Source organism: Compostibacter hankyongensis, from assembly GCF_039541075.1.
Classification (GTDB): domain Bacteria; phylum Bacteroidota; class Bacteroidia; order Chitinophagales; family Chitinophagaceae; genus Compostibacter; species Compostibacter hankyongensis.
In genome coordinates this window covers 176,022-200,840 of record NZ_BAABFN010000006.1, presented here as the reverse complement: position 1 = coordinate 200,840, position 24,819 = coordinate 176,022, and the positions used below count along the sequence as shown (strand labels likewise).

General features: G+C 56.7%; 18 protein-coding genes and 1 riboswitch. Of the genes, 9 read left to right on the top strand and 9 right to left on the bottom strand.

Going from position 1 to position 24,819, the window contains the following annotated elements; genetic code table 11:
• Positions 1-122: 122 nt before the first annotated feature.
• From ABD851_RS13190 to ABD851_RS13180, 3 genes are all read left to right on the top strand, one after another.
• Positions 123-689: a helix-turn-helix domain-containing protein gene (locus ABD851_RS13190; RefSeq protein WP_344980026.1), complete on the top strand. Its 567-nt coding sequence runs from the start codon at positions 123-125 to the stop codon at positions 687-689.
• A 157-nt stretch (positions 690-846) separates the two neighbouring features.
• Positions 847-1,227, top strand: coding sequence for an HYC_CC_PP family protein (locus tag ABD851_RS13185; RefSeq protein ID WP_344980024.1), 381 nt, complete (start codon positions 847-849; stop codon positions 1,225-1,227).
• 78 nt (positions 1,228-1,305) lie between these two features.
• Complete coding sequence (locus ABD851_RS13180; RefSeq protein WP_344980022.1) at positions 1,306-3,654, top strand: multicopper oxidase domain-containing protein; 2,349 nt, start codon at positions 1,306-1,308, stop codon at positions 3,652-3,654.
• A gap of 102 nt (positions 3,655-3,756) precedes the next feature.
• On the opposite strand, the gene ABD851_RS13175 is transcribed toward ABD851_RS13180, so the two are convergent.
• From ABD851_RS13175 to ABD851_RS13155, 5 genes are all read right to left on the bottom strand, one after another.
• A complete protein-coding gene (locus tag ABD851_RS13175; RefSeq protein WP_344980020.1) occupies positions 3,757-4,680 on the bottom strand; it encodes a molybdate ABC transporter substrate-binding protein in 924 nt (307 codons plus the stop codon).
• Between the two features lie 90 nt (positions 4,681-4,770).
• Positions 4,771-5,229 carry a DsrE family protein gene (locus ABD851_RS13170; protein WP_344980018.1) on the bottom strand — a complete coding sequence of 153 codons (459 nt, stop codon included), beginning with the start codon at positions 5,227-5,229 and terminating at the stop codon, positions 4,771-4,773.
• A 31-nt stretch (positions 5,230-5,260) separates the two neighbouring features.
• Positions 5,261-6,328 carry a c-type cytochrome gene (locus tag ABD851_RS13165; RefSeq protein WP_344980016.1) on the bottom strand — a complete coding sequence of 356 codons (1,068 nt, stop codon included), beginning with the start codon at positions 6,326-6,328 and terminating at the stop codon, positions 5,261-5,263.
• Positions 6,329-6,442: 114 nt separating this feature from the next.
• Complete coding sequence (locus ABD851_RS13160) at positions 6,443-6,841, bottom strand: DUF1634 domain-containing protein (RefSeq protein ID WP_344980014.1); 399 nt, start codon at positions 6,839-6,841, stop codon at positions 6,443-6,445.
• 21 nt (positions 6,842-6,862) lie between these two features.
• Positions 6,863-7,699, bottom strand: coding sequence for a sulfite exporter TauE/SafE family protein (locus ABD851_RS13155; protein WP_344980012.1), 837 nt, complete (start codon positions 7,697-7,699; stop codon positions 6,863-6,865).
• Here ABD851_RS13155 and ABD851_RS13150 point away from each other — a divergent pair.
• A complete protein-coding gene (locus tag ABD851_RS13150; RefSeq protein WP_344980010.1) occupies positions 7,698-7,859 on the top strand; it encodes a hypothetical protein in 162 nt (53 codons plus the stop codon). The two genes, ABD851_RS13155 and ABD851_RS13150, sit on opposite strands and share 2 nt — an antisense overlap.
• Before the next feature lie 23 nt (positions 7,860-7,882).
• On the opposite strand, the gene ABD851_RS13145 is transcribed toward ABD851_RS13150, so the two are convergent.
• Positions 7,883-8,983, bottom strand: a complete 1,101-nt coding sequence (locus tag ABD851_RS13145; protein ID WP_344980008.1) for a DUF5074 domain-containing protein — start codon at positions 8,981-8,983, stop codon at positions 7,883-7,885.
• A 61-nt stretch (positions 8,984-9,044) separates the two neighbouring features.
• Positions 9,045-11,069 (bottom strand): TonB-dependent receptor, encoded by a 2,025-nt coding sequence (locus ABD851_RS13140; RefSeq protein ID WP_344980007.1) that lies wholly within the window; start codon positions 11,067-11,069, stop codon positions 9,045-9,047.
• Between the two features lie 120 nt (positions 11,070-11,189).
• Positions 11,190-11,515, bottom strand: a riboswitch (cobalamin riboswitch).
• A 123-nt stretch (positions 11,516-11,638) separates the two neighbouring features.
• On the opposite strand from ABD851_RS13140, the gene ABD851_RS13135 reads away from it, so the two are divergent.
• From ABD851_RS13135 to ABD851_RS13125, 3 genes are all read left to right on the top strand, one after another.
• Positions 11,639-12,208, top strand: coding sequence for a gluconate 2-dehydrogenase subunit 3 family protein (locus tag ABD851_RS13135; protein ID WP_344980005.1), 570 nt, complete (start codon positions 11,639-11,641; stop codon positions 12,206-12,208).
• A 103-nt stretch (positions 12,209-12,311) separates the two neighbouring features.
• Entirely contained in the window at positions 12,312-14,033 is a 1,722-nt protein-coding gene (locus ABD851_RS13130) for a GMC oxidoreductase (RefSeq protein WP_344980003.1), read from the top strand.
• 12 nt (positions 14,034-14,045) lie between these two features.
• Positions 14,046-15,746 (top strand): GMC oxidoreductase, encoded by a 1,701-nt coding sequence (locus tag ABD851_RS13125; protein ID WP_344980001.1) that lies wholly within the window; start codon positions 14,046-14,048, stop codon positions 15,744-15,746.
• A gap of 180 nt (positions 15,747-15,926) precedes the next feature.
• Here ABD851_RS13125 and ABD851_RS13120 read toward each other — a convergent pair whose 3' ends face one another.
• Positions 15,927-18,791 carry an outer membrane beta-barrel protein gene (locus tag ABD851_RS13120; RefSeq protein ID WP_344979999.1) on the bottom strand — a complete coding sequence of 955 codons (2,865 nt, stop codon included), beginning with the start codon at positions 18,789-18,791 and terminating at the stop codon, positions 15,927-15,929.
• Positions 18,792-18,959: 168 nt separating this feature from the next.
• Between ABD851_RS13120 and ABD851_RS13115 the strand changes: the two genes are divergently transcribed.
• Together ABD851_RS13115 and ABD851_RS13110 are read left to right on the top strand one after the other, a co-directional pair.
• Complete coding sequence (locus ABD851_RS13115) at positions 18,960-20,387, top strand: sensor histidine kinase (RefSeq protein ID WP_344979997.1); 1,428 nt, start codon at positions 18,960-18,962, stop codon at positions 20,385-20,387.
• 14 nt (positions 20,388-20,401) lie between these two features.
• Positions 20,402-21,082, top strand: coding sequence for a response regulator transcription factor (locus ABD851_RS13110; RefSeq protein WP_344979995.1), 681 nt, complete (start codon positions 20,402-20,404; stop codon positions 21,080-21,082).
• Here ABD851_RS13110 and ABD851_RS13105 read toward each other — a convergent pair.
• Positions 21,075-24,794: a DEAD/DEAH box helicase gene (locus ABD851_RS13105; RefSeq protein WP_344979993.1), complete on the bottom strand. Its 3,720-nt coding sequence runs from the start codon at positions 24,792-24,794 to the stop codon at positions 21,075-21,077. The genes ABD851_RS13110 and ABD851_RS13105 overlap by 8 nt on opposite strands.
• Positions 24,795-24,819: the final 25 nt, after the last annotated feature.

Genomic DNA, 24,819 nt, shown 5'->3' with positions numbered 1-24,819 from the left:
AGTTGCAGGTATTTGAAGACGGGTTGGGATTTTTGAAAAGGAAACGTGGCTGTGTTTTTCTTACTTTTGAAGAGCAGCAGCTGCCACAACAAAAAACCGGCCCGCTTTGTAAAAGATATATCATGAAGCTCTACATCAAAAATATGGTATGCAACCGCTGTGTGATGGTGGTGCGGGAGGAGCTGGAAAAAGCCGGGCTGCAGCCCCGGTCGGTCATCCTCGGCGAAGCAGAGCTGGCGGGAGACCCTTCCGAACCGCAGCTGCGGATGCTGGAGGAGCGGCTGAATGTGCTGGGCTTTGAGCTGCTGGAAGACCGGAAGAAACAGCAGATCGAAAAGATCAGGCTGCTCATCATCAACCAGGTACAGCAGGGCGAGATCCCGGAACATTTTAGTCTTATTACCTACATTTCCCAAAATCTTCATCGCGACTATTCCGCCCTGTCGCGTCTTTTCTCGGAGGTGGAAGGCATTACCATAGAACAATTCTTTATCCTGCAAAAGATCGAAAAGGTAAAAGAGCTGCTGTTGTACAACGAGCTCTCGCTTTCGGAGATTGCCTTCCGGCTGGGTTACAGCAGTGTGGCCCATCTCAGCGGGCAGTTCAAGAAGATCACCGGCCTTACCCCGTCGTCGTTCCGGCAAAGTCATCCGGCACACCGCAGCGCCCTCGATGAGGTGCATCGGTAAACAGATTATTATACAATATTCCTCACCGTTCCACAAAGTCATCCGGCGTACGGCAACGCTGAATGGCGCTTTCCAAAAAAGTATAAACAATTTCCAAAATGCTGTAAAGCCTGCCGGAAGCCGGTGATCCTGAATTCCATATTTTTGCAGCGGAAAGATGAAAAAGCTGTGGGTCATACCGATCTTGCTTTGCTACCTGCTGAGTGCGGGGGGCGTGGCCGTGAGCGCGCATTTCTGCTGTGGCCGCATGGCGTCGGTGAAGATCAGCTATGCCGCTCCGGGCTGCGGACACGACCGCAGCGGGACGGACAAACGCTGCTGCAGCGATGTCAGCCATTTTTTTAAGCTAAGGGATGCCCATGAGCTGACAGCGCCGGACCTTTCCCTGAAAACACCGGTGCTGCGGGTTCCCCTGCTGCAGGATGCAGGACTGCTGTCTTCTCTGCCGTCTTTTCCGCTGCACCGGAGCCCGCTTCCCCGACCCTGCTGCCGGCCCCCTGCAGCCCTGTTTCTTCAGCATGCCTGCCTGTTGATATGAGATTTTCCGCCCCGACCTGTCCTGCGCTTTCCCGAGAAGGCAAAGCGTGATCATTGCTCATATCTTTAAGCGGAAAAAATGAAAATCTTGCAATATGCGAAAACTGCCGGCATGGTAATGCTGCTGTTGCTGCCGGTAATGGCGGCGGTGCAGACGGCAGCGGCCCAGCGGCCTGTAAAGGAATATACCCTTGTGCTCCGGGAAAAACGGCTCAACAAAGCCGGAAAGCCGGTGCAGGCCATTACCATCAACGACTCCATGCCCGGCCCCACCCTTTATTTTACCGAGGGCGACTCTGCCGTAATCCATATCAGAAACGAGATGAGCACGGAATCTTCCGTGCACTGGCACGGCATCCTCATTCCCAATTATTACGACGGCGTGGCCTACCTGAGCACGCCTCCCATTGCAGCGGGAAAAACCTTTACCGTCCGGTTCCCGGTGCGGCAGACCGGTACTTACTGGTATCATTCCCATACCATGTATCAGGAGCAGAACGGGCTGTTCGGCGCGCTGGTGATGTATCCCAAAAAAGAAACCCGGCAGTACGACCGAGAGTATGTGCTGCTGCTTTCAGACTGGACCAACGAAAACCCCGCCCGGGTGATGAACAACCTGAAGCGCGGCCTCGAATGGTATGCCGTGAAAAAGGGGCAGGCCCAGAGCCTCAACCGGGTAATTGCCCGACATGGACTTACCGAAAGGATACAGATGGCCTGGCAGCGGATGCCGCCTATGGATATTTCGGATGTATATTACCCTGTTTTCCTGACCAACAGCGACAGCGTGCTCCGCTTTCCCGAAGCGCGGCCTGGCGAGCGGCTCCGCCTCCGTGTGATCGACGGATCTTCATCCACCTTTTTTCACCTGCAGTATGCAGGCGGTAATATGCAGATCATTGCGGCAGACGGGCAGGATGTTGAGCCGGTACCGGTCAGCCGTATGCTGATCGGTATCGCGGAAACCTACGACCTGCTCGTTACCGTGCCGGAAAACGGATCCTTTGAATTCCGGGCAACGGCCCAGGATGGCTCCGGATATACCTCCGCTTATTTCGGCAGCGGCGAACCGCACGCGGCGCCCACGCTGCCCCGGCCGGATATCTTCCACATGGAGGGTGTGATGATGCAGGGGATGGCAGGCATGAAGATGAAGATGGGCGCGATGACCATGAAGCTGTCAAAGAAAGCGATGGAGCGGGAGATGCCTTATATCCAAAATGCCTGGCTGGACCGCGAGGACCTCAATATGGCAGGAGCGGCCGGTATGAAGATGCCGGGCATGCACGGAGAGGGCATGCACGACATGCCTGGAATGCATAACATGCAGGGGATGGATGAGATGGATGGAGGACATGATATGCATGATATGGAAGGGATGCATGGCATGCATCATCCGGCGGTAACAGACAGCGCTCCTTCCGGACCTGTGCACGACGCGGCTCCTTTCACCTATGATCTGCTGCGTGCGCCCCGGTCCACCGCCTTTGATACGGCGGTTCACCCCTTGCGGCAGCTGACCTTTGACCTTACGGGCAGCATGTGGCGCTATATATGGAGCATCAACGGCAGGACCCTCTCCGAAAAAGACTCCATCCAGGTGCATGAGGGAGAGGTGTTGCGCATCACCATGAACAACCAGACGATGATGTATCACCCCATGCATCTGCACGGACATTTTTTCCGGGTGCTGAATGCACAGGACAGCTATTCCCCCTTGAAGCATACCGTGATTGTGCCGCCCATGCGCAGCGTTACCATCGAGTTTGCTGCGGATGAGCCCGGCGACTGGTTCTTCCACTGCCATGTGCTGTACCATATGATGACGGGTATGGCGCGAACCTTCCGCTACGCGGATTACAGAGCCCCGGATACGATGCATCATTTTCATCACGGGATGCTGATGAACGAGGATAACCGCTGGTTTTTCTGGGGTGAGGCCACTGCCGCCTCCGGCCATGGAGAAGGCTATCTTTCTTATTCGAACCGGAAAAACTGGGTGCAGCTGCAGGGCGATTACGGTTGGAGCAACCGCAAGGACGAGATAACGGGGACGTACGAACGTTTTGTCACCCGATACCTGCGCCCTTATGCCGGCGTGGTGCTCAGCAACAAGCATGAATACCTCGGCTACTATAAGGATCGCGGCAGGGCTTTACCCGGGCAGGACATACGGGGAGTAGCCGGCGTCCGTTACCTGCTGCCCTTCTTTCTGAATGCCGACCTGCGGATCGACAACCGCGCCCATGTCCGGTTTGAGCTGAGCGGGGAGACCTGGCTGTTCCCCAGGGTATGGCTGAACTACAGCGTGAATACGGACAAAGAGTTCGAGGTAAACCTGGAAGGAATGCTTACCCGCGATCTTTCGGTCACCGGCGGCTACAGCTCGGATTATAAATGGGGCGGGGGACTGTCCTACCGTTTCTGAGCCGGCAGCCGTTTTGCCGGTCTCGCAGAAGCCATGCGGATGTTGCCGGCCATAAAAAAAGCCCGCTGTACAGCGGGCTGGATGATCGTTTGCTTACCCGTCTTATTCAGGGGTGGTAAAGCCGTAGCTGCGGTATATGGCCGCCGCCTCCGGCCCGGTAATAAAGTTCATAAAGTCCCGGGCCGCCTCCGGATGGGGCGCGTTCTTCATCTGGCCGGCCATATAAACGGCGCGTACATTTTCCTTTTCGGGGATCTGCACTTCTTCGACGGGATGTCCGATCGATTGCTGATAGCGAACCTCGGTGTACCATACCGGCGCTGCGTCAGACTGTCCGTACAGTATCCGCATCGGACTTTCCCGGTGATGAATGCGGGTGAGAAAAGTGCTGCTGTCGTTTACCTTGGTTTCCATGACCGCTTTGCGCAGCGATGCTCCGCCTGCTTTTACATAGGCGGCCTGAATCTGGGCAGCCACTCCTTCCCAGGCCGGGTTGGGCATGGATATCCGGACCGTTTTCCGCTGCAGGTCCCGCATGCCTGTAATGTGCTGGGGATTGCCTTTTTGCACCATCAGCGCAAGCCGGTTATAGGCATACACCTTTGTCTGGGTAAAGAGATCCGGCATCTGGTCTATGCGGCCTTTTCCTGCGGTATACACGTCGGGCTTCAGCCTGATCCGCAGGTTGCCGATCGTCAGGCTGCCGGCTTCTATCTGTTTGGCCAGTATGCCGGGCGGCAGCGTTTCCACAAAGATGCGCCGGTATTGCGGATACCGCCGTTTAAATGCGGCCAGTAGGCTGTCCATTACCATAAACTGATTGCCGGCGAAGAACACCACCAGCTGGGGGTCGTTGATGTCCCCAAAAAGATCGGGCACATTGTCGATCCCCGGAACGGTAAACTGCACCTTGCTCTCAGGCGGCGTGTTCCAGGGAGGATCGAAATGGTGATCCTGCGCGCGGGCAGCGCTGCACAGGCCGGCCAGACAAAGCATTGCCGGGATAATCTTTTGCCAAACGTTCATACACTTGCTTTGGAAGATAAAATGACTTACCGTACACCGGACCCGCCGGCATATTACGGGAATGACTATACGCGGTGCGCCCGCAGGCGTTTAGGGATGTACCATGGCCCAGCCCTGCTGCTGCCGGATGATGATCTCCCCGTTACCGCTGGGTACATAGGAGATAAAGGAGAACAGCGTGTTTTTATCAATATGGCGCTCCCGGATGGTATTGTCGCATTGCGCGAGGATAACGCCTTTGGCCTGCAGATCCTTCAGCAGACTTTCGTAAGGGCCGGATTTCTGGTAAACCGTCACACCGTCGCCGAAGGCGATGAGCTCTACCTCCAGCTTGCCTTTCAGACGGGGATCATTCAGCGCATTGCCGATATTGCGGAGCGTGCCGCGGATCTTCTTATCGTCGGATTCATCCAGCACGTAAATGGCCTTGTATTTTTTCAGGCGGGCCGTAGCGCCGTGAAAGCTGTCCTGGGCATGCGCGCTTTTCGTGGCAAATATACCCGCACCGGACAGGAGGAGTATAGCTAAAAGAAAGGTGTTTAACTTCATAACAGGCTTTTTGTTTTAATGAAACGGAATATCAGGGCTTGCCTCCTGCGGCCAGCTCCCGGTAATAAGACTGGATGGGGCGGAAGGGCCCGTATTTGTGTTGTTTTGCGCTGAAAGAATCGGCGTAGGGTCCTTCAGGATGATCAATCGGTTTTTTGGTCAGGTCTTTATAATCGTGGCGCTGGTCCTTATGCGGCCGGGGCTGGCTGTCCACGAAAGCCGCCACATCCCAGGCATCCTCATCGCTCAGCAGCGGATGCTCGTAGGTTGTACCGAACGGCATGTTGTTCTTTACAAAGCCCGCAAAGTTGGAGAGCCGGGTAAGTCCGGCGCCGTCGTTGTAGCTGTGCGGTCCCCATAGCGGCGGGTACATATATTCGTTGCCTTTGTCATTCAGCCGGCCCTGCCCGTCTGCACCATGGCAGCTCTGGCAGTAGGTCATGAAGACCGCCTGTCCTTTTTCCGGGTCTGCGGCCCTGTCCAGATAAGCCAGCTTCTTAAGGCTGATGCCGGCCGGCTTGCTGCCTTCGGGAACATCCTTACCGAGCCATTCCATATAAGCTACCATGGCTTTCATCTCCCGCGAAGCGGTGTCCAGGGGTACGCCGTTCATGCTCCGTTCAAAACAGCCGTTGACCCGCTGCACGGCATCCACCATCCTGTCGTCCCGCGCCTTGTATACCGGATACAGGGTGCGTACGCCGCTGAAGTTGAGCGCCCAGGCTTTGGTACCCGCCCCGAGGTGACAGTTCTGGCAGTTCATGCCGTTGGATATCTTCCGTACGCTGCCCTGCGGGCCAAGATAAGCAGCGGTGTGTACGATCAGCTCTTTTCCGTAGCGGATCAGCTCGCCGGTTTCTCCGGCAGGAATGCCGGCAGGATCGGGAGCCGACCAAAGCTGCTCTGCCTTTGACGGCTCCGGGGAAGCCTGGGCAGGAACAGCGGCTGCGGTTGCTTTCTGCTCCGCCGGCGTCCGGCGGAAGAAGGTCCGCAACTCCGGGTAGAAAAAGATGGCCAGGCTTTCCAGCAGGCAAACCAGGGCCAGCCAGCAGATAGCGCGGGTAAGCCGGGTGATGGTTTTGACTGCATGCTCCGTCATGTTCTTCCTGAACTGTGTTGTGACGGAACAAATGTAACAGCAAAAGCAGAAGAATGGAAATCATTCCTTTTTATCTGTCATAACCCGGGATTATGACAGGCAGCACAGGCGGGTTCATCCCCCGAACCCGCCCCCGATGCTGAACCCCATAATGAGCAGCACCAGAAAGGTAATGGCCAGATAGAGATAGTCCTTTTCGATCAGGAAGGCGATGACGGAAAACAGGATGCGGGCAATGGGCGTGGCGATGAGCAGCAATACGCCGCACTGGATGAGCGCCTCTCCCCGCAGGGCGGCCATGCCCTGGAAAATACCCTTCAGGGAGAGCAGCGCTCCGGCTTCTCCCCGGAAGACATGATATCCGGGATGAATACCCTGGTGCTGGAAAAGATACAGGATGCCGCCGACCAGGGCAATAAGCCCGGACAACAATACGCCGGCGCGCAGCAGCCGGCCCATGACGGCTTCCATATCACGATCCTGCCAGTAAGCCCTGGAAAAAAAGCGTTTCATCTGTATTTGCTTTTCCTGTTGTTATATCTTTCCCGCCCAGCCGTTGTAGATCATTTCCACAGCCAGTATCGTCAGGACTACGGTAAAGAGCACCCTGATCCAGGCAGATTCGGATTGTATCAGCCAGCGTGATCCCAGGAGCGCCCCGGCGAGCACGCCCACCAGCACGGGCATGGCAAGACCGGGATCGACATAGCCCCGCTGAAAATAAATAACCGCGCTGGCGGCTGCCGTGACCCCGATCATGAAATTGCTGGTCGTGGTGGACACCTTGAAAGGTATGCGCATCACGTTGTCCATCGCCAGCACTTTCAATGCGCCGGAGCCTACTCCCAGCAAGCCCGAAAGGAGGCCGGCTAGTATCATCATCAGAAAGCCGCCGGGAACATGCCGTACCTTATAATCCACCGCGCCGTTCCGGGAAGGATAGCTGCTGTTGAGCCGGAGCTGCTCTGCCAGCCGGCTTTTTGATGTTCTTTCAATATGAAACTGGCGCTTGCGGAGAGACAGCCCCGCAGACAGGAGCAGGATGATTCCGAAGATCACCGCGATGACGTGGGTGGGGGTGTAGGCAGCCAGCAACGCTCCGCCGACCGCGCCGGCAGTAGTGGCGATCTCGAGGAACATCCCGAGGCGGATGTTGGTGATGCCTTCCCGCACATAGGCTGCGGCCGCTCCCGAAGAGGTGGCGATCACCGCTACCAGGGAAGCCCCGATCGCATACCGCAGATCGACATGGAAACCCAGCGTGAGCAGCGGGATGATGATAAAGCCGCCGCCCAGGCCGGTCAACGATCCCAGCAATCCGGCCATGAATGATCCTGCCAGGATGATCAAGGTAAAAGTCAATACCGTCATGATACGAAAATTAAGGAGCCGGCGCGGCGAGGCCTGTGTTCCTGCCGTGCGGTTCCGGAAACGGGAGCTGCGTTCAGGGCTCCTGTTCCCGATCAAATTTCCGCTAATTATCCGGTATGTCCAAAAGACCGCCGCCGCCGCCGGGGCCAAAATGCCCTGAGATCGCCGCAAAAAATACCGCGCTTAGCGCAGGAATGCTACGTGGTTTGGACTCACGCCGGGTCTTACCGAAAAGGAAAATTTTTTCTTTCCTTCCTTATCGAAGCAGAATACTTCCCCCGATGCCGTATAATCCCGGGCATCCGTAATATATACGTCACCGTTACTGTCATCTATGCAGACGCCATAGGGCGACTGTACCTTGGTGCCGTCGGTGATGAACTGTTCCCGGAGGATATCGCCGGTTTCGGTATCCATCACTGCCAGGGTGGCCTTCCCGCTGAAGTCGTTGGTATTATACAGGTAAGCGGTGCGGCCGGATATGGCGATAAGCGGGCTTTCGCGGTCCAGCGTGCGGTCCAGCGTCTGTGTTTTGCCATCGATGACATACAGTTTCCCATGTACATCCTGGTAATTGCCGGATGTGCTGACATATAACATGCCGGAAGCCGTAGCCTGTATATTCCGGGGGTTGATGCCGGTAACGATCCGCTTTGTTTCGCTCAGCGTAGAGAGGTCGATGACGGAAACCGTGCTGTCATAAGGTTTCCCGGTCAGCGCTTCTTTCCAGCCGGAATTGGCCACATACAGGCTGTTGCCGGATACGGCCATCCCTTCGGGACTGTTGCCCACCCGGATCTGTTTTTCAGCGGTGAGGGTAGCGGTGTCGATGACGGTGACCGTGCCGTCGGAAGCGCTGACAAAGACCTTGCCGGCGGCGCCCACCGCATAACGCGGCTCCCGCTTCTTTCCTCCGGCTCCGGTGAAGGATACCGAGTCGATACGCTTTGCCGTGGCGGCATCCAGCACGGCCACATAGCTGCTTACGTTCATCACGACATACATCTTGTTCCCGTAGATCAGCAGGTCGTTGCCCGTATCGCCCAATCCTTCTCCGTTGACTGCGCGGTACAGGTCTGCTTCAAAAGGCTGGGTTTTCTGCATGGCAAAATCGTAATAGGACAATACCGTATTGTTACCGCCGAAGCTGCCTTCGCTCAGCACATATACGCCGTGGGTGGGTTTTACTTCCGGCGGCCGGGGTGCAGGATTGTCGTCTTTGCTGCAGGCATTCAGCAAAAACAGGGCGGGTATCAGCCATTTCAGGGATCGTGATCTGTTCATAATAAGGGGTGTTTTGTGATATAATATGATATCTTCGTTTATACGTTTAGGTTATACCGTTTCAGAACCGGTAATGCAGCCCCAGCCGCCAGGACCGCCCGGGCATAGGGTAGTAGCGCACTATTTCGTATTGCCGGTTAAAGAGATTGTCCACGGCCGCCGTCAGCTCCCACATGCCGCCCCTGCCGGCGGGCAGGCGGCCGGTAAGGGTAAGGTCCTGTGTGACAAAGGCCGGCAGGCGGTTATAGTCGATAGGGTCGCCCATACGGTAACGGCTCCCTGAAAACAGCAGGTTGTATCCCAGGGTAAGCGGTTTGTATTGTATTGTGGCCTGCAGGGCGCCGGAGTGCTTCGGCGTGTAGGGCAGCTGCTGTCCGTATTCCGGGGCGGAAGGATCGGTAACGTCCCGGGCTTCCTGGAAGCTGTAATGGCCGCCCAGCGTAAGCCGGAAGGCATGCAGGGGACGGAAGAAAAGCCGTGCTCCCGCATCTACGCCTTTGGCATGTACCCTGCCGGCATTCAGCATCGTCCACTGGAACAGGTTCTGACGCGGCACGGCTATGATCTTGTCCCGCACCGTATTGTAATAGGCATCTGCCGTAAAGGCCAGCGAAGAGAGAAGACCCTGCAGCTGCGGATTCCAGGACAGCCCCATATCGTATTGACGGGTAAATTCCGGCCGCAGCCGGGTATTGCCGATCAGCGTATAGTACAGGTCGTTGAAGGTGGGCATCCGGAAGATGCTTTTGTAAAAAAAGCGAAGCCGTAGCGGCAACCGTTCCCGCGGCTGCCAGGAAAGGGCTGCGGCGGGACTGAGCACTTTCCGCGTCTGGGGCTGCGGTCCCGTTTTTACCCGGTCGCCTGTGAGCGTGCCGAGCATGTTGGCCCGGATATCCAGCCTTTGCCAGCTGAAAGCCGCCGCCAGGTTGTTGAGCCAGGTAAAGCGGGTGGGATAAACAAAGTCCGGCAGGCTGGCGTCCAGCGTATTGGCCATGATATCGCTGCCGTAGGCCAGGGTGAGAAAAGGACGAAGGCGGTAGCTCCAGGTACCCGACAGATAATAGGTTTTTTGCCGGTACCGGTTCTCCATATGACCTTCGCTGTTGAGGAAGTCGGGGTCCAGGTACCGCTTATAGGAAGCTTCGTACTTGCCGCTGACCTGCAGCCTGCTTTGGGGTGAGAAACGTTTTCTCCATCCGGCCTGTATAAAAAAATCACGGTCGTCCAGCCGTTGCCGGCTGCGGTCGTTATACAGGATCACTGCTCCGGGCAGGCCCCTGCGGGCATTATAAAAATAGGCTTTGAGCGCTGTCTCGCTGCTGTCGCTGAACCGGTACCGGGTATCGTACTCCAGCCGCAGCGCCTGTATATCGGAGTTCTCCCGGTGTTTTTTTTGGAGGCTGTCCCCGTTCTGCAGGGTAAAGGGATATTTCCCCTCGGCCTGTTGCCAGCCGGCGGAGAGCGTGCTGTATCCCCTGGGGCTCCAGCCATATTGCAGCGTGGCGGAAGGCTGCAGCAGGCCGAATGCGCCGCCTTCGAGAGCAGCTTCTCCTTTCAGCGAATGTCCTTTGGCAAAAGCGGGCCTGCGAGTGGTGAGTGACAGCACGGTGGCCATGGAATAGGCGGCGGCGGGCTGCAGCATATCGGGAGGCTGTGCATTATACAGCGTCAGCTGTGAAAGGTTGTCCGTCGTCAGCCGCCCCAGGTCGATCTGACCGTTCTGCGCATCGCTCAGCGGGAGACCGTCGTACAGCACGCCGGTATGCGCTGCGCCCAGGCTTCTCACCGAAACGGTCTTCAGCCCGCCGATACCGCCGTAGTCCTTTACCAGCACCCCCGCAAAATACCTGGCGGCGCCGGCTACGGAGCGCGCGCCCAGCGCGCTGAGCTGCGCGCTGTCCAGCAGCTGTACGGGCGAAGACGCGGAAAAGGAGGCCGCCTGTCTTTGCGCAGCCACCTCCACCGCCCGCAGCGCGGTGTCCCGCAGGAGCCGGTGTCCGGTAGTATCCTGGGCGGAGCACGCTTTCCGGTACAACAGGCCGGCGGCAGGAAGCAGCAGCAGGAAAAAAGCCATCCTTCGCTTCAAGGCAGTGAATTTTTAAAATACGGGCGGGGGAAGCGGAGGGCAATGCAGGACACGGCATATCCCGGGACGGGAAAACCTGCTGAATATATACCGATCCGGCTCCAATCCCCGGAAGCCGTGAATGCTTATTTACTTCTGGCAGGTCTTCTGGCTTACATCCTCCTGTGATCACAGGTACGCCGGCAGGCCTTCCCGCGGCGTTCCGTCTGGCGGAATGCCGCAGTGACACTGATTGCCGGGGGTATGAACCGGAGCATGCCCGGCGGGCACAGCAATGACGGTTCATACGGGATGCTTACAGCTGCGGGTCAGCTCCGGATTCTCCCGCCCGGTACCGGTGACGGCGTAAGCCCTGCAGGCAACGCCATACGACGGCACGGTGAGACGGGACCACCGGATTCCCTTTCCATGGCGCGATAACGCCAACCAAAAGCGGCTCAAAAGTAGCATATAGCCCCCAATCCGCCTAATCGCACAGAATTGTTTGCATATTTTACGGCAATTTTTATAACTTGTTCACCGGTATCATCATGGCCCCGTGTGGGCTTATTACACCTTAAAAAAACTGTATGGATCGTCGTGACGCCGTAAAAAGAGTGGCCATCCTGATGGGTGGCGCACTCTCTGCTTCCACGCTCAGCGTAATGCTGGACAGCTGCAGCCAGGCCCCGAAGAAGGGCAGCGGCACCCAATTTACCGAGGATGAAAAAAGCATGGTAGACCGTATGTCGGATATCATCATTCCGAAAACCGATACGCCCGGCGCCAAGGAGGCGGGCGTGCCGGCCTTTATCGTGATGATGATGCAGGAATGCTATCCCGAGAAAGACCAGCAGCAGTTCCATGACGGCCTGGCTGCCTTTGACAGCCGCTGCCGCAAGCAGTACAAGAAATCCTTCCTGGAGCTTTCTCCCGAAAAGCAGACGGAAGCCTTGACGCAGCTGGACAAGGATGTGCTGGGGAAAAACAAAGGCCAGTTCAAGGACCTCGCTTTTTACCGCAGGCTGAAAGAGCTGACGCTCCTGGGCTTCTTTACCTCCAAGCCGGGCGCCACCGAGACGCTCCGTTATGTGCAGGTTCCCGGCCATTACGACGGCTGCGTGGACTACCACAAGGGCGACAAGGCCTGGGCGACCTGAGCGGCTGCAGCAAGGCTGCGCTTATACTTCCTGCCGGAGATCTCTCTTCCGGGCGGGAAGGATCGCGCTGCGTATAAATGCAGTGCATTTTAAAAGGAAGAACATGAATTACAACGGAAAAGCTAACGCACAGCAGACCTACGACGCCATTGTAGTCGGCAGCGGTATCAGCGGAGGGTGGGCCGCCAAAGAGCTCACGGAGAAAGGATTGAAAGTATTGCTGATCGAGCGGGGCCGGAAGGTGGAGCATATCAAAGACTATACCACCGCCATGAATACGCCCTGGGATAACAAGCACCGCACCCGCCTCACCCCGGAGGAAAAAGAGCAGTATACGATCCAGTCGCGTTGCTATGCATTTAACGACGAAACAAAGCAATGGTGGGTAAACGACCGGGAGAACCCCTACACCGAAGTTCAGCCGTTCAACTGGCTGCGGGGATATCACCTCGGCGGCCGCTCGCTGATGTGGGGACGGCAAAGCTATCGCTGGAGCGATCTGGACTTCGGCGCCAATGCCCGTGACGGGCACGGCACGGACTGGCCTATACGTTATAAGGATATCGAGCCGTGGTACGATTATGTGGAGACGTTTGCCGGCATCAGCGGGAACCGCGACGGGCTGGCGCAGCTTCCTGACGGTAAGTTTCTGCCGCCGATGGACATGAACTGTCTGGAGGAGCATGCCCGGGACAAAGTAAATGCCCGCTGGAAGGACCGGCATATCATCATCGGGCGGACCGCCAACCTGAGCAAGGCGGCCGCGCCGCAGCTGGATGTAAAGCGTCAGAGCTGCCAGTTCCGCAATCGCTGTCACTGGGGCTGCCCCTTCGGCGGTTATTTCAGCACCTTGTCGGCTACGCTGCCGGCGGCCATGGCTACGGGCAATCTTACCCTCCGCACCGATGCCATAGCCCTGGAGGTATTATATGACGAAGCGCGGCAGCGCGCCAGCGGCGTCCGTATCCTGGATACCCATACCAAAAAGACGGAAGATTATACGGCAAAGATCGTCTTTGTCAACGCTTCCACGCTGGGCACCACCTGGCTGCTGATGCATTCCGTCTCCAACCGCTTCCCGAACGGGCTGGGGAACGACAGTGGCGTGTTGGGCCACTACCTGATGGATCACCATTTCAGCGTAGGCGCCGGTGGTCGCTTCGACGGGTTCGGAGATAAATATTACTATGGCCGCAGGGCCAACGGCGTCTATGTGCCCCGTTACCGCAACCTGCACGGGGACGAAAAAAGAGGATATGTACGCGGCTTTGGCTACCAGGGCGGAGCCTCCCGCGGCAGCTGGGGAAGAGGCGCCGCCAGCGCCGGGATCGGCGTGGAATTTAAAAAAGAGCTGGCCGAGCCCGGCGAATGGGGTATGGGGCTGGGCTCCTGGGGAGAATGCCTGCCTTACCATGAGAACGGAGCGACGCTGGACAAAAGCAAGACCGATGCCTACGGCCTGCCTACCCTGAAGATCAACTGCAGCTTTAAAGAAAACGAGCTGGCGATGCGCAAGGATATGATGAACGATGCAGCGGAGATGCTGGATGCTGCCGGGCTGAAAGATATCCATACTTACGACGGGCTGAAAGACTCGCCTCCCGGTCACTGCATACACGAAATGGGCACGGCCAGAATGGGCCGGGACCCCAAAACTTCCATGCTGAATGCATGGAACCAGCTGCATGCCGTAAAAAATGTATTTATCACCGACGGATCCTGTATGGCCAGCACGGCCTGCCAGAATCCTTCGCTGACCTATATGGCGCTCACCGCGCGGGCCGCTGATTACGCCGTTAAAGAACTGAAGAAAGGGAATATCTGAAATCTTTTTATCATGAACTACAATAATAAAGCCGTTGCGCAAAATACCTATGATGCCATCGTGATCGGCTCGGGGCTCAGCGGGGGCTGGGCGGCGAAGGAGCTGACCGAAAAGGGGCTCACCGTGCTGATGCTCGAAAGGGGGCATCAGCTGGAGCACATCAAAGGCTATACCACGGCGATGAAAGATCCCTGGGAGTTCAGGCACCGGGGGCGGATCACGCCGGAGCAGCGGAAGACCCACGAGTTTGTCAGCCGCGACTATCCCTACAGCGAGTTCAACGAAAGCTACTGGTTCAAAGATGCCGATGCGCCGTATGAGGAGAAACAGCGGTTCGATTGGTTTCGTCCCGATATCGTCGGGGGAAAGTCCATCATGTGGGGCCGGCAGAGCTATCGCTGGAGCGACCTGGATTTTGAAGCCAATGCCCGCGACGGGCACGGTATCGACTGGCCGATCCGCTATAAAGATATTGCACCCTGGTACGATTATGCCGAGCGTCATGCCGGCATCAGCGGTCAAAAGGAAAACTATGCTCCCCTGCCCGACGGGCAATTTCTGCCGCCCATGGAGATGAACTGCGTGGAGCGGTCCGTGAAGGAAGGCATTGCCAAAAACTTCAACGGACGTCTGATGACCATCGGCCGCGTGGCCAATGTTACCGCGAAGCACCATGGCCGCGGTCCCTGCCAGTACCGCAACCTTTGCAGCCGGGGTTGTCCCTTCGGCGGTTATTTCAGCACACAGTCCTCTACCCTTCCCCCGGCGATGGCTACCGGCCGGCTGACCCTGCGACCGGATTCTATCGTGTCCGAGGTGATGTACGACCCCAAAAAGCAACGCGCTTCGGGGGTACGGGTCATCGATGCCCATACCAAGCAGACCGTCGAATATTATTCGAAGATCGTATTTGTAAACGCTTCCGCCGTCGGCACCACCTTTGTGCTGATGAACTCGGTATCCGACCGTTTCCCGAACGGGCTGGGAAACGACAGCGGCGTGCTCGGGCACTATCTCATGGATCATCACTTCCGCTGCGGGGCTTCCGGCGAAGCGCCGGGCTTTGAGGATAAATATTATTCCGGCCGCCGCGCCAACGGCATCTATATCCCGCGTTACCGGAACGTGGACAAAAACGAAAAACGCGATTACGTGCGCGGCTTTGGCTATCAGGGCGGCGCCTCCCGGCAGGGATGGCAGCACAGCATCGCCGAGCTGGGGGTAGGGAAGGATTTTAAGGATATGCTCTCCGAGCCGGGTATGTGGACGATGGGCCTCGGCGGCTTTGCCGAATGCCTGCCCTACAAGGAAAACCGGGTATACCTGGATAAGCAGAAGCGCGACAAATGGGGGCTGCCCACCATCGTCTTTGACGCAGGCTTTAAGGAAAATGAGCACAAGATGCGCAAAGACATGATGAACGACGCCGCCGAGATGCTGGAAGCGGCCGGTATAAAGAACGTCAGGACCTATGACAAGGGATCTTACCCCGGTTTAGCCATCCACGAGATGGGTACCGCCCGTATGGGGAACGACCCGAAAGAGTCAGTGCTGAACAAATGGAACCAGATGCATGCGGTGAAAAACGTATTCGTTACCGACGGCGCCTGCATGGACTCTACCAACTGTGTCAACCCCTCGCTGACCTATATGGCCCTGACGGCCCGCGCTGCCGATTATGCGGTGAAAGAGCTGAAGAAAGGGAATATTTGAACCCCCGCCCCCTGAAGGGGAGGTGAAAGGCGAAGGGGGAAAGGTGAAGGGCATTTTAGTTTAAAGTTTAAGGTCTAAAGTCTAAGGTTATCTGTCCGGAATAGAACTTCAGACCTTAAACTTTAGACATTAGACTATCCAACCTCAAACCCGGAACCTCAAACGAGAAACCGGAAACTCCTATCCCCCCGGCGGCGGAGGCGGTCCTCCCCCGCGCATGATGTGCATGCCGCCACCCGGACCACCCGGTCCCCGGTGATACTCCCGGTCTCCGCCTGAGCGGCCGCCGATGCGGTTCAGGTTAAAGGTAAAGGTCAGCAGGAAGTACTGCGTCAGCACCATGTTCTGGGTATCTTCGATATAGGTGGGCTGTACATCGCGGTTGATGCTGACATTCTGATTCAGCAGATCGAAGGCCTGCAGCTTGATGGTGGCCTTCTTTTTCAAGAGGTCTTTACCGATATAGGCGTTCCACATGGCCACGCTCTGGTTATATCCCGCCGTCAGACCGGTATTGGTGATGTAGCTGAAATCGCTGCCCACCAGGAAACCCAGCGGCAGGTGATATTCGAAATCCAGCGACAGGTTGTAGGTGAAGTATTCCTGGTTTTGGGAGGACTGCAGGGAGTTGACCACATGGTTATAGTTGACGTTGCCCCCGACATTAAGGTCCAAAAGGTCTTCCAGATCATAGCTGAGGCGCAGGCGCGGACCGAGCGAGAAATTGTTGCTGAAATTTTTATCGCCGTTGACAAAGCCTACATTCCTCGAAAAGCTGACCGAGGTGCCCGGGCTTACTTTCATGTGCAGCTTGTCGAGCGGCAGCGAAAGAAAGGTAAAGCCGTTCAGCTGATAGCTGCCGTTTACATTCACCGGCTTGATGTACTGCTTGCCGCTGTCGGTGAAGGTGGTAGAGTTGACGATCTGGTTGGATACGGTGGAAAAGTTCAGCGAGGAAAATATGCCGCTGAAGTTCTCCTGGTTAAAAGAGTTGTAATGCAGCCGGACGCTGTTGCTGAACGACGGCTTCAGGTCGGGGTTGCCCACCTGGATGTTCAGCACGTCTGTATTGTCCGGAACGGGTTGCAGCTGACTGATGCTGGGCTGCTGTGTGGCCCCCTGGTATTCCAGCCGCAGGCGTTTGGTATTGGAGAAATTGTAGTGGAAATTTACCTGCGGGTAGAAGTTCACCGTGTGCTGGGTGATCACGCTGTCATGATTTTCCCAGTTGCTGCGCATACGCGAATCCTGCGCGCTGACACCGATGGTATAATCGTATTTCTCCTTATTGCCCACGAAGTTCACGCTTCCGCGTTGCGTGTTAAAAGTATTTTTAAAGATATTGCTGTACGTGGAATCATAATCGTCATATTCCTTGGAGGCCGGATTGAAGTTATAAGTGGCCTTGTCGGAATTGCTTTTATTTTGGTTGTAGGCATATTCGAATTCCAGATAATGGTCCTTGAACAGTGGCTCGGTATAGCTGACCGAAGCGCCCCAGCTCTGGTTCACCGAATTGAGCGTGCTGTGCTGATCGATGATCTCCTGGGAAGCGGAATCCGTACCGATAAAATAACCGTTCTCTGAGCGGTTGACGGAGCTGCCGTCATTTTTGTTATAGCTGCCGCTGAGGTTGACGGAAAAAGTCCTGCCTTTTTTGTGGAACTTATGACGGTAGAGAAGATTTCCGCTCAGGCTCGGCGAGGTATTGTGCGAAGCAAAGGAGCTGGTGCTGTTGTTGACGAGCGCCTGCTTGTCCGAAAGGGACTCCGAGGTGCTCTGTGTGGAATAATCGTTCGTGGTGTAGCCGATGGAGGGGCGGAAGATGATGGAGTTCATCGTATCGATGGTATACTCCATGTTCAGGTTAAAACGGTGATCCACCGAACGGTTCAGCGAGGAGTCCCGGCTGTTCTGAAAAAAGGAAGTGTCTTTCAGGATATTTTGCCGGCTGCTGAGCTGCGCCGTATTGGTGTTGGTGCTGTTGGCAAAATAGCTGCCGTATACTTCCAGCTTGGGGCTCCAGTTGTCATGATAATTGAGCCCGCCCATCCAGTTGGTCGTGATGCCGTTGCCGCCGCCGCCCGAGAACATACCGCCTCCGCCGCCGCCGCCGCGGAATCCGCCGCCGCCTCTTCCTCCCCGTCCCCCACCGCCGCCGCCCATGGTGGAGCGGATATCCCGGAAAGAGAAGCCGAGGTTGTTGACATTGTTGCCCCCGCCGAGGAAAGAAAGCCGTTGCTCGTCTTTGAAGCTGTTGACCATGGCGTTCAGCTGGTAACGGTCGTCTGTGCCGTAGCCGGCCGTGGCCCGGCCGAACAATCCTCTTTTCCGGTCTTTCTTAATGGTGAGGTTGATGGTCTTCTTGGTATTGCCGTCGTTGATGCCGGTAAATTCGGATTGGTCCGAGCTTTTATCGAAGATCTGTATCTGCTCGATCATATCCGAAGGCAGGTTCTTGGTGGTGACCTTGGGATCATCCCCGAAGAAAGGCTTGCCGTCTACCAGCACCTGCTGCACTTCTTCTCCCTGTGCGGTGATCTTGCCGTCCTTGTCCACCTCCACGCCGGGCAGCTTTTTCAGCACATCCTCCACCACCGCGTTTTCCTTGGTGGGAAAAGAGCCGGCATTATACTGCAGGGTGTCTCCGGACATCTTCACCGGCGGCCGTTCATCCTTGACCACGACGGTGCCCAGCTTTATTCCTTCGTCCGGCAGCACGAGGGTACCCAGGTTGAGGCCGGCGGTTTTCAGGCTGAAGGAGGTGTCCAGGTTGTGATAGCCGAGGTAGGTGACGACAAGCCGGTAGGATCCCGGCTTGACATTCGGCAGCAGGAAGGCTCCCTTTTCATCGGTCAGCACGGTCTGCAGCACGGAGGAGTCCCGGGCGGTCTGCAAGACTACGGTAGCATAGGACAGCGACTGGCGGGCCCTTTCTCCTTCTACGTTACCCTGGATGAATGCGGTACTGTCCTGCGCCCGCAGGCAGAGGGCCGGAAAGATCAGCAGCACGCACAGCAACAGCTTTTGTAATGACTTGCTCACAGTATGTTATTTACCGGTTACAAAGATCAGGCATATCCCGTTGCAGGCATGTTAAAGCGCATTATTTAGTGTTAAATAGTGTGAACGGGTAAAAGCGGTTGTCCCGGAAATGAATAGTTTTGTTAAAATGGCCGGGTGCCCGCCGCCGCCCGGTAAAAAATCAAGATCGTGAAAAACCGTATCCGGTATCTGTTTGTGCTGATGTGTATCTGTATCCTCGGTATTATCGGGCTGCAGGGCTACTGGCTGTACGACACCTACCGGTATAACTACTATGGGTTCCGCTTTAATGCCACCGATGCGCTGGAAGAAGCCACGCGCCGGATGATATACGAGAACGTGGATAAGGCCGGGAGCGCGGGGGTGCTGCAGCCGGACTCGCTGCATGCGATGGCCGGTCAGTCGTCGAGGGATTCGTCCTGGGTGCGGGTGCGCGCCGTAGCCCGGCGCTGGTATGCGCGCAATCGTCCGCCGGAAGGACCGCGGCCCGACCGCGACAGCGCGGATCCGGCTACCAACCGGATCTACCGGGGGCTGCTCCTGTTCTGGTACCGGCAGAAGCACACTTTTTCCCCGGAACAGCTGCAGCAGGTGGATTCCCTTTTCTCGGAAGAGCTGCGGCTACGCAAGATATCGGCGGCCTACCGGCTGGATACGCTGCATCTGCCGGAGGAGGACCGGCGGCAGGCCGAACGGCGCGATATTGAGCTGCCCGGCTTTCCGGTCACCACCCGGCACGTCCTGCTCAACCCGCTGGATGATATATGGCTGCAGGCCGGCTTTAAAACGCCTGTGCAGTATATCCTCCGCCGTATGTTCTGGCTGCTGCTGGCCACCCTGCTGCTGATCGGCTGCACTTCTTACTGCTTCGGCTATATGCTGCATACCATCCTGAAGCAGAAGAAGCTCTCCGAGATCAAGAACGACTTTATCAACAACATGACGCATGAGCTGAAGACGCCCATTACCACGGTGTCTGCCGCCGTGGAGGCCCTGCAGCATTTCGACGCGCTGCGCAACCGGGAGAAGACGGACGCTTACCTCTCCATGGCGGAAAAACAGCTGGCCCGCCTTTCCATGCTGGTGGAGAAGGTGCTGGATACGGCAGCCTCCGAACGCGAAGGGCTGGAGCTGCACCGCGAAAAGGTCGATCTGGAAACGCTGCTGGACGAGGTGGTGAACACCCACCAGATGAACGCCTCCAAGCCGGTTTCCTTCCAGCGCTACTATTCGCTTTCCGACCCTGTGATCCAGGCCGACCCTACCCATCTCGGGAATGCGCTCAGCAACCTGGTGGACAATGCCGTCAAATACTCCGGGGAGCAGGTGAATATCCAGATCCGCTGCATCCGCCGGAACGGACAGCTGGTCATTACCATAAAGGACGACGGCAGGGGCATACCCCCGGCCTATCAACGGGAGATATTTGAGAAGTTTTTCCGTGTACCTACCGGAAACGTGCATACGGTAAAAGGCTTCGGCCTGGGTCTGAGCTATGTGAAAACGGTAGTGGAGCAGCATGGCGGGCAGATCAGGGTACACAGCGAGGAAGGAAAGGGGAGCGAATTTATCCTTACCTTTCCTGAAGATACCTGAAACCTTCGCGGCTTATGCCCAGAGTTTTGCTGATAGAAGATGAGGAGATGCTGGCCCGCATCGTAATGGACAGCCTGGAGATGCGCGGCTTTTCCATGTCTTATGCCCCCGACGGGGAAACGGGCTGGACCCTTTTCCGGGAGCAGGCTCCCGACATCATTGTCATGGATGTGATGATGCCCGGCATGGACGGGTTCTCCCTTACCCGGAAGATACGGGAAGCGGACAAAGACGTACCCATCCTGTTCCTTACCGCCCGCTCCAGGACCGCCGACGTGATCCAGGGTTTCGAGCTGGGCGGGAACGATTATCTCCGGAAGCCGTTTAGCATGGATGAGCTGATCGTCCGTATCCGGGAGCTGCTGAAGAGGGCGCCCCGTCCTGCCCCGGCGGCTGAAAACGCGGTATACCAGCTCGGGCGTTACCGTTTTGATCCCGTCCGCCAGCGGCTGAGCCTCGACGGGGAGGAATGCAAGCTTTCGCACCGCGAGTCGGAGATCCTGCGTATGCTGTGCGAACAGCGTAATGAAGTGGTGGAACGCTCTCACATGCTGAAATCCCTCTGGGGCGACGACAGCTTTTTTAACGCCCGCAGCATGGATGTTTTTATCACCAAGCTAAGACGTTACCTCAAGGAAGACGCCGCCGTGCAGATCGTCAATGTCCGCGGCGTAGGCTACAAGCTGATCAGCTGAACAGGTACAGCACATCCTCCCGGGTGAGCTTTTTGACAAAGCCGGCATCGTCGGCGATGATATCCTTGACCAGCGTTTTCTTTTTATCCTGCAGCTGCAGGATCTTTTCCTCCACGCTGTCTTTACAGATCATGCGGTAGGCAAAGATGTTCTTGGTCTGCCCGATACGGTGGGTCCGGTCGATGGCCTGCTGTTCTACAGCCGGGTTCCACCAGGGATCCACGATGTAGACATAGTCGGCGGCCGTAAGGTTGAGCCCCACGCCGCCCGCTTTCAATGAGATCAGAAAAACGCGGCAGGATTCGTTGGCCTGGAAGTTGTCGATGGCCTTTACCCGGTCGGCAGAAGAGGTGCTGCCGTCGAAATATTCGTAAGGGATATGCAGCTTCTGCAGCCGCTCGCGGATGAGGGACAGCATGCCGAGGAACTGGGAGAATACCAGCACCTTATGATCGCCCGTATTCTCCTGCAGCTCGCGGGTGAGCTCGTGCAGCTTTACCGAATGCGTGGGATAGGCGTCCGGCTCATTCAGGATGGAGGGCGAGTCGCAGATCTGGCGCAGCTTTACCAGCCCCTGCAGGATGGTCAGCTGGGAGCGGGCAATGCCGATATCGTCGATGGTGCCCAGTATCTTGGCGCGGTAGGCATTCCGGAAGGTGTCATAGATATGACGCTGCTCCGGATCCATCTCGCAAAAGAGCACCATTTCGGTACGCTCGGGCAGGTCGCGGGCCACCTGCTCTTTTGTTCTCCGCAGCAGGAAAGGATAGATCAGCTTCCGCAGGTGGGTTTTCCGCTCCTCATCCTGGAACCGGTCGATGGGGGTGGCAAATTCGTTCCGGAAAAAGTCGACGCTGCCCAGCATGCCGGGATTCAGGAAGTTCATCTGGGCATAAATATCGAAAGTGTTGTTCTGCATAGGCGTACCGCTCAGCGCCAGCCGGTTGTGCGCACGCAGCAGCTGGGCCGCCTTGGTGACCTTGGAATGCGGGTTCTTGATGGCCTGTGATTCGTCGAGTATCACATAGTCGAATTCCAGCGAGGTAAACAGCTGGATATCGCTGCGCAGGGTGCCGTAGGTGGTGATGATAATATCGTAGCGGCGCAGCTCCTCAGGGTCATAGTTGCGCGCAGGACCGTGATGGATATGGTGCTGCAGCTGGGGTGTGAATTTCCGGATCTCATTTTCCCAGTTGTAGATCAGCGTGGTAGGGCAGACCACCAGCGTCAGGCATCGCCCGTTGTTGTTTTTATAATGTTGTAAAAAGATGAGCGCCTGTACCGTTTTCCCCAACCCCATATCGTCGGCGAGGATGCCGCCCCAGCCGATCTTGTCCAGGTAGTTCAGCCAGTGAAAGCCGCTTTCCTGGTAAGGCCGCAGGGTCACCTGCACGTTTTCCGGCAGGGCCGCGGGTTCCAGCTCGTCGGCCTTCAGGAGACGGCGCCGCTTTTCTTCCAGCTCCAGCAGAACGGTGTCGTCGTCGATATGTTCGTATAGCTCGTCGATGACGCCGAAATTATATTTGGACAGCCGCAGTCCTTTCCCGGATTCGTCGCCCATGCGGAAGAACAGCCCGTATTTCCGGAGCCACTCTTCCGGGAGCATGCCCAGGGTGCCGTCTGCCAGCTGTACATAGTTTTGCTTGTGCTGCAGGGCTTTTTTTACGTCCCGGATGCTGACATGCTGATTGCCGTACAGGAGGTCCACCTCCGCATCGAACCAGTCGATGTTCGAGCTGATGCGCAGCCGCGTTTCAGGGCGGTGGGTATTAAAGCGGAAATGTTTCAGCGTATCGTAACCGAATACCTGCGCATCGGCGGCTTTGAGGGCGTCGAAAAAATTGAAAAACCAGTTATGACTCAGCGCTTCCTTGGTGCGGAGATAAAAATAACGGTGGTTGGTGGCCTGGCGGAAGTTGGGATGCAGCTCCCGCAGCTGGCGGATAAAGTCTTCCTCGGCGTCCTTCTGCCGGCGGATGCGCCGTATAACGCCGTCCTGCTGGGTCCATAGCTCGGTATGGTCGTCCCATTCCGCCTCCTGCCCCTCGTAGAGGAACAAGGGCTGTATGAGCAGGGTTTCTCCCAGCTCTTTCAGCCGTACGGCGTTGCGGGGCTGCACGTCGCGGATATCCTGCTTCAGCTTTTCATCGAAATGGAGGGTGTAGCGCTTGCTCAGGGGCAGCAGCTCCTTTTCGAGATAGGCGGGCCAGTCCGCCCGGGAGATCCGACGCACGCCCTCCCGCAGGAAGGGTTCCACCACGGCGGCATCCTGCTGGCTGGAAAAGCCGTATAGCCTTTTCCGGTAGAGGAAGAGGAGGGGGGAAGGACATTCGTTGGCGGAAATGTCCACGGTTTCGTCGGGTATCGCTACCTGGCAGGAAATTTCTACGCCGTTCTTGACCATCTGCGCGCGGAACACCGGCCGGGCCGCTATAGCGGAAACGGTTATCTGCCGGAGGCTGGCGGTGCGGAAGGCTTCTCCCGGGGGCAGCCAGTAGGTGGCATGACTGCCGTCCAGCTGCGCCAGCAGCCGTTTCAGCTTGGGGTGGAAGTATTCAAGGATAAGGTCTTTGGTCTCTGCGGGCAGTTCTTCGCCGTCGTCCTGGTAGATGTTGTCCCAGATGCCGGCAAAGGGAGAGTTTTTGTTGAGGTACCGGTTGACCTCGCTGCTTTGCAGCTTTCGTACCGGCGTAATCAGCTCCCGGTCTTCGGGAGGAAAACGGTAATAGTCCACATATTTCGAAAGATCGAGCTGTTGTACCGGCGGCAGGAAGCGGCTCTGTGATTCGTCGGTTTCCCCGCTGATCAGCTCCGTCTGGCACCAGGGATAAGCTGTGCCCGCGCTAAATACCACGCCTATACGCTGGCGGGATGCCGGAGCGGTTTCCACGGCTTCGGGCGGGGGGCCGGCCGGCGGCTGGTTTACCTTTTTAATGGCGGGGTCCAGCACCCGGAGAAAGGGCTTGCCGTTGACATAGGAAAAGGCAAATTTCCCCTCCAGATCGTCCTGCAGCGAATAGCCGTAGAGGGCCAGCAGCTTGTTTTTTTCCTTGTCCCAGTTGCGCAGCGTATCGAAATAATAGGGCCCATGGGCATTCAGCAGCTGCAGCAGCAGGGCGGTTTTGTGCTTACAGAGCAGGTAACGCGATTCGTCGCAGGTGCAATGCGTATCAAAATTCCGTTCTTCGTTGCGTTTGATGATGAGGGAGTAAGTCTGCAGCTCATAGATGAGGGTAGCTTCCACACATTCATCCTTTGCCGAATTGATGGTAGCCTGGTGATGGCGCGCCATGCGTTCGGCTTCTGAAAAAATCTGCTGCGAGGTGAGCAGCTTCAGCGCGCGCAGGTCGATGGTCTTCATTTTAACGACCGTATGCCGCTGATCGAAATGCGCTTCCTTCTCTTCGAGCATATGCTTGTCCAGCATGTCCTGGAGCTGGAACAGGGCGGCGGCCTCATGACGGCAGATGTCCCCCAGGTTGTAAGGGCACTGACAGCGTACCGAAAGGCCGTTCGCCTCATGGTATTTGTTGACCGTTACCTTGTAAAAATTGGCGTGGGTATCGCTTTTTACGCGGAAGGAGGCCGTCTTTAACAGGGGATCCGCTTGCAGCAGCGTCACTCCTCCCGTGGAAAAAATCAGTTTTCCCCTCCGGATGACTTCATCGGTGCCATTGTTATAAACGTATTTAATGAGCTGCGGCAGCGGCATATCGGTTAGGGTTGACCGGTTTGAA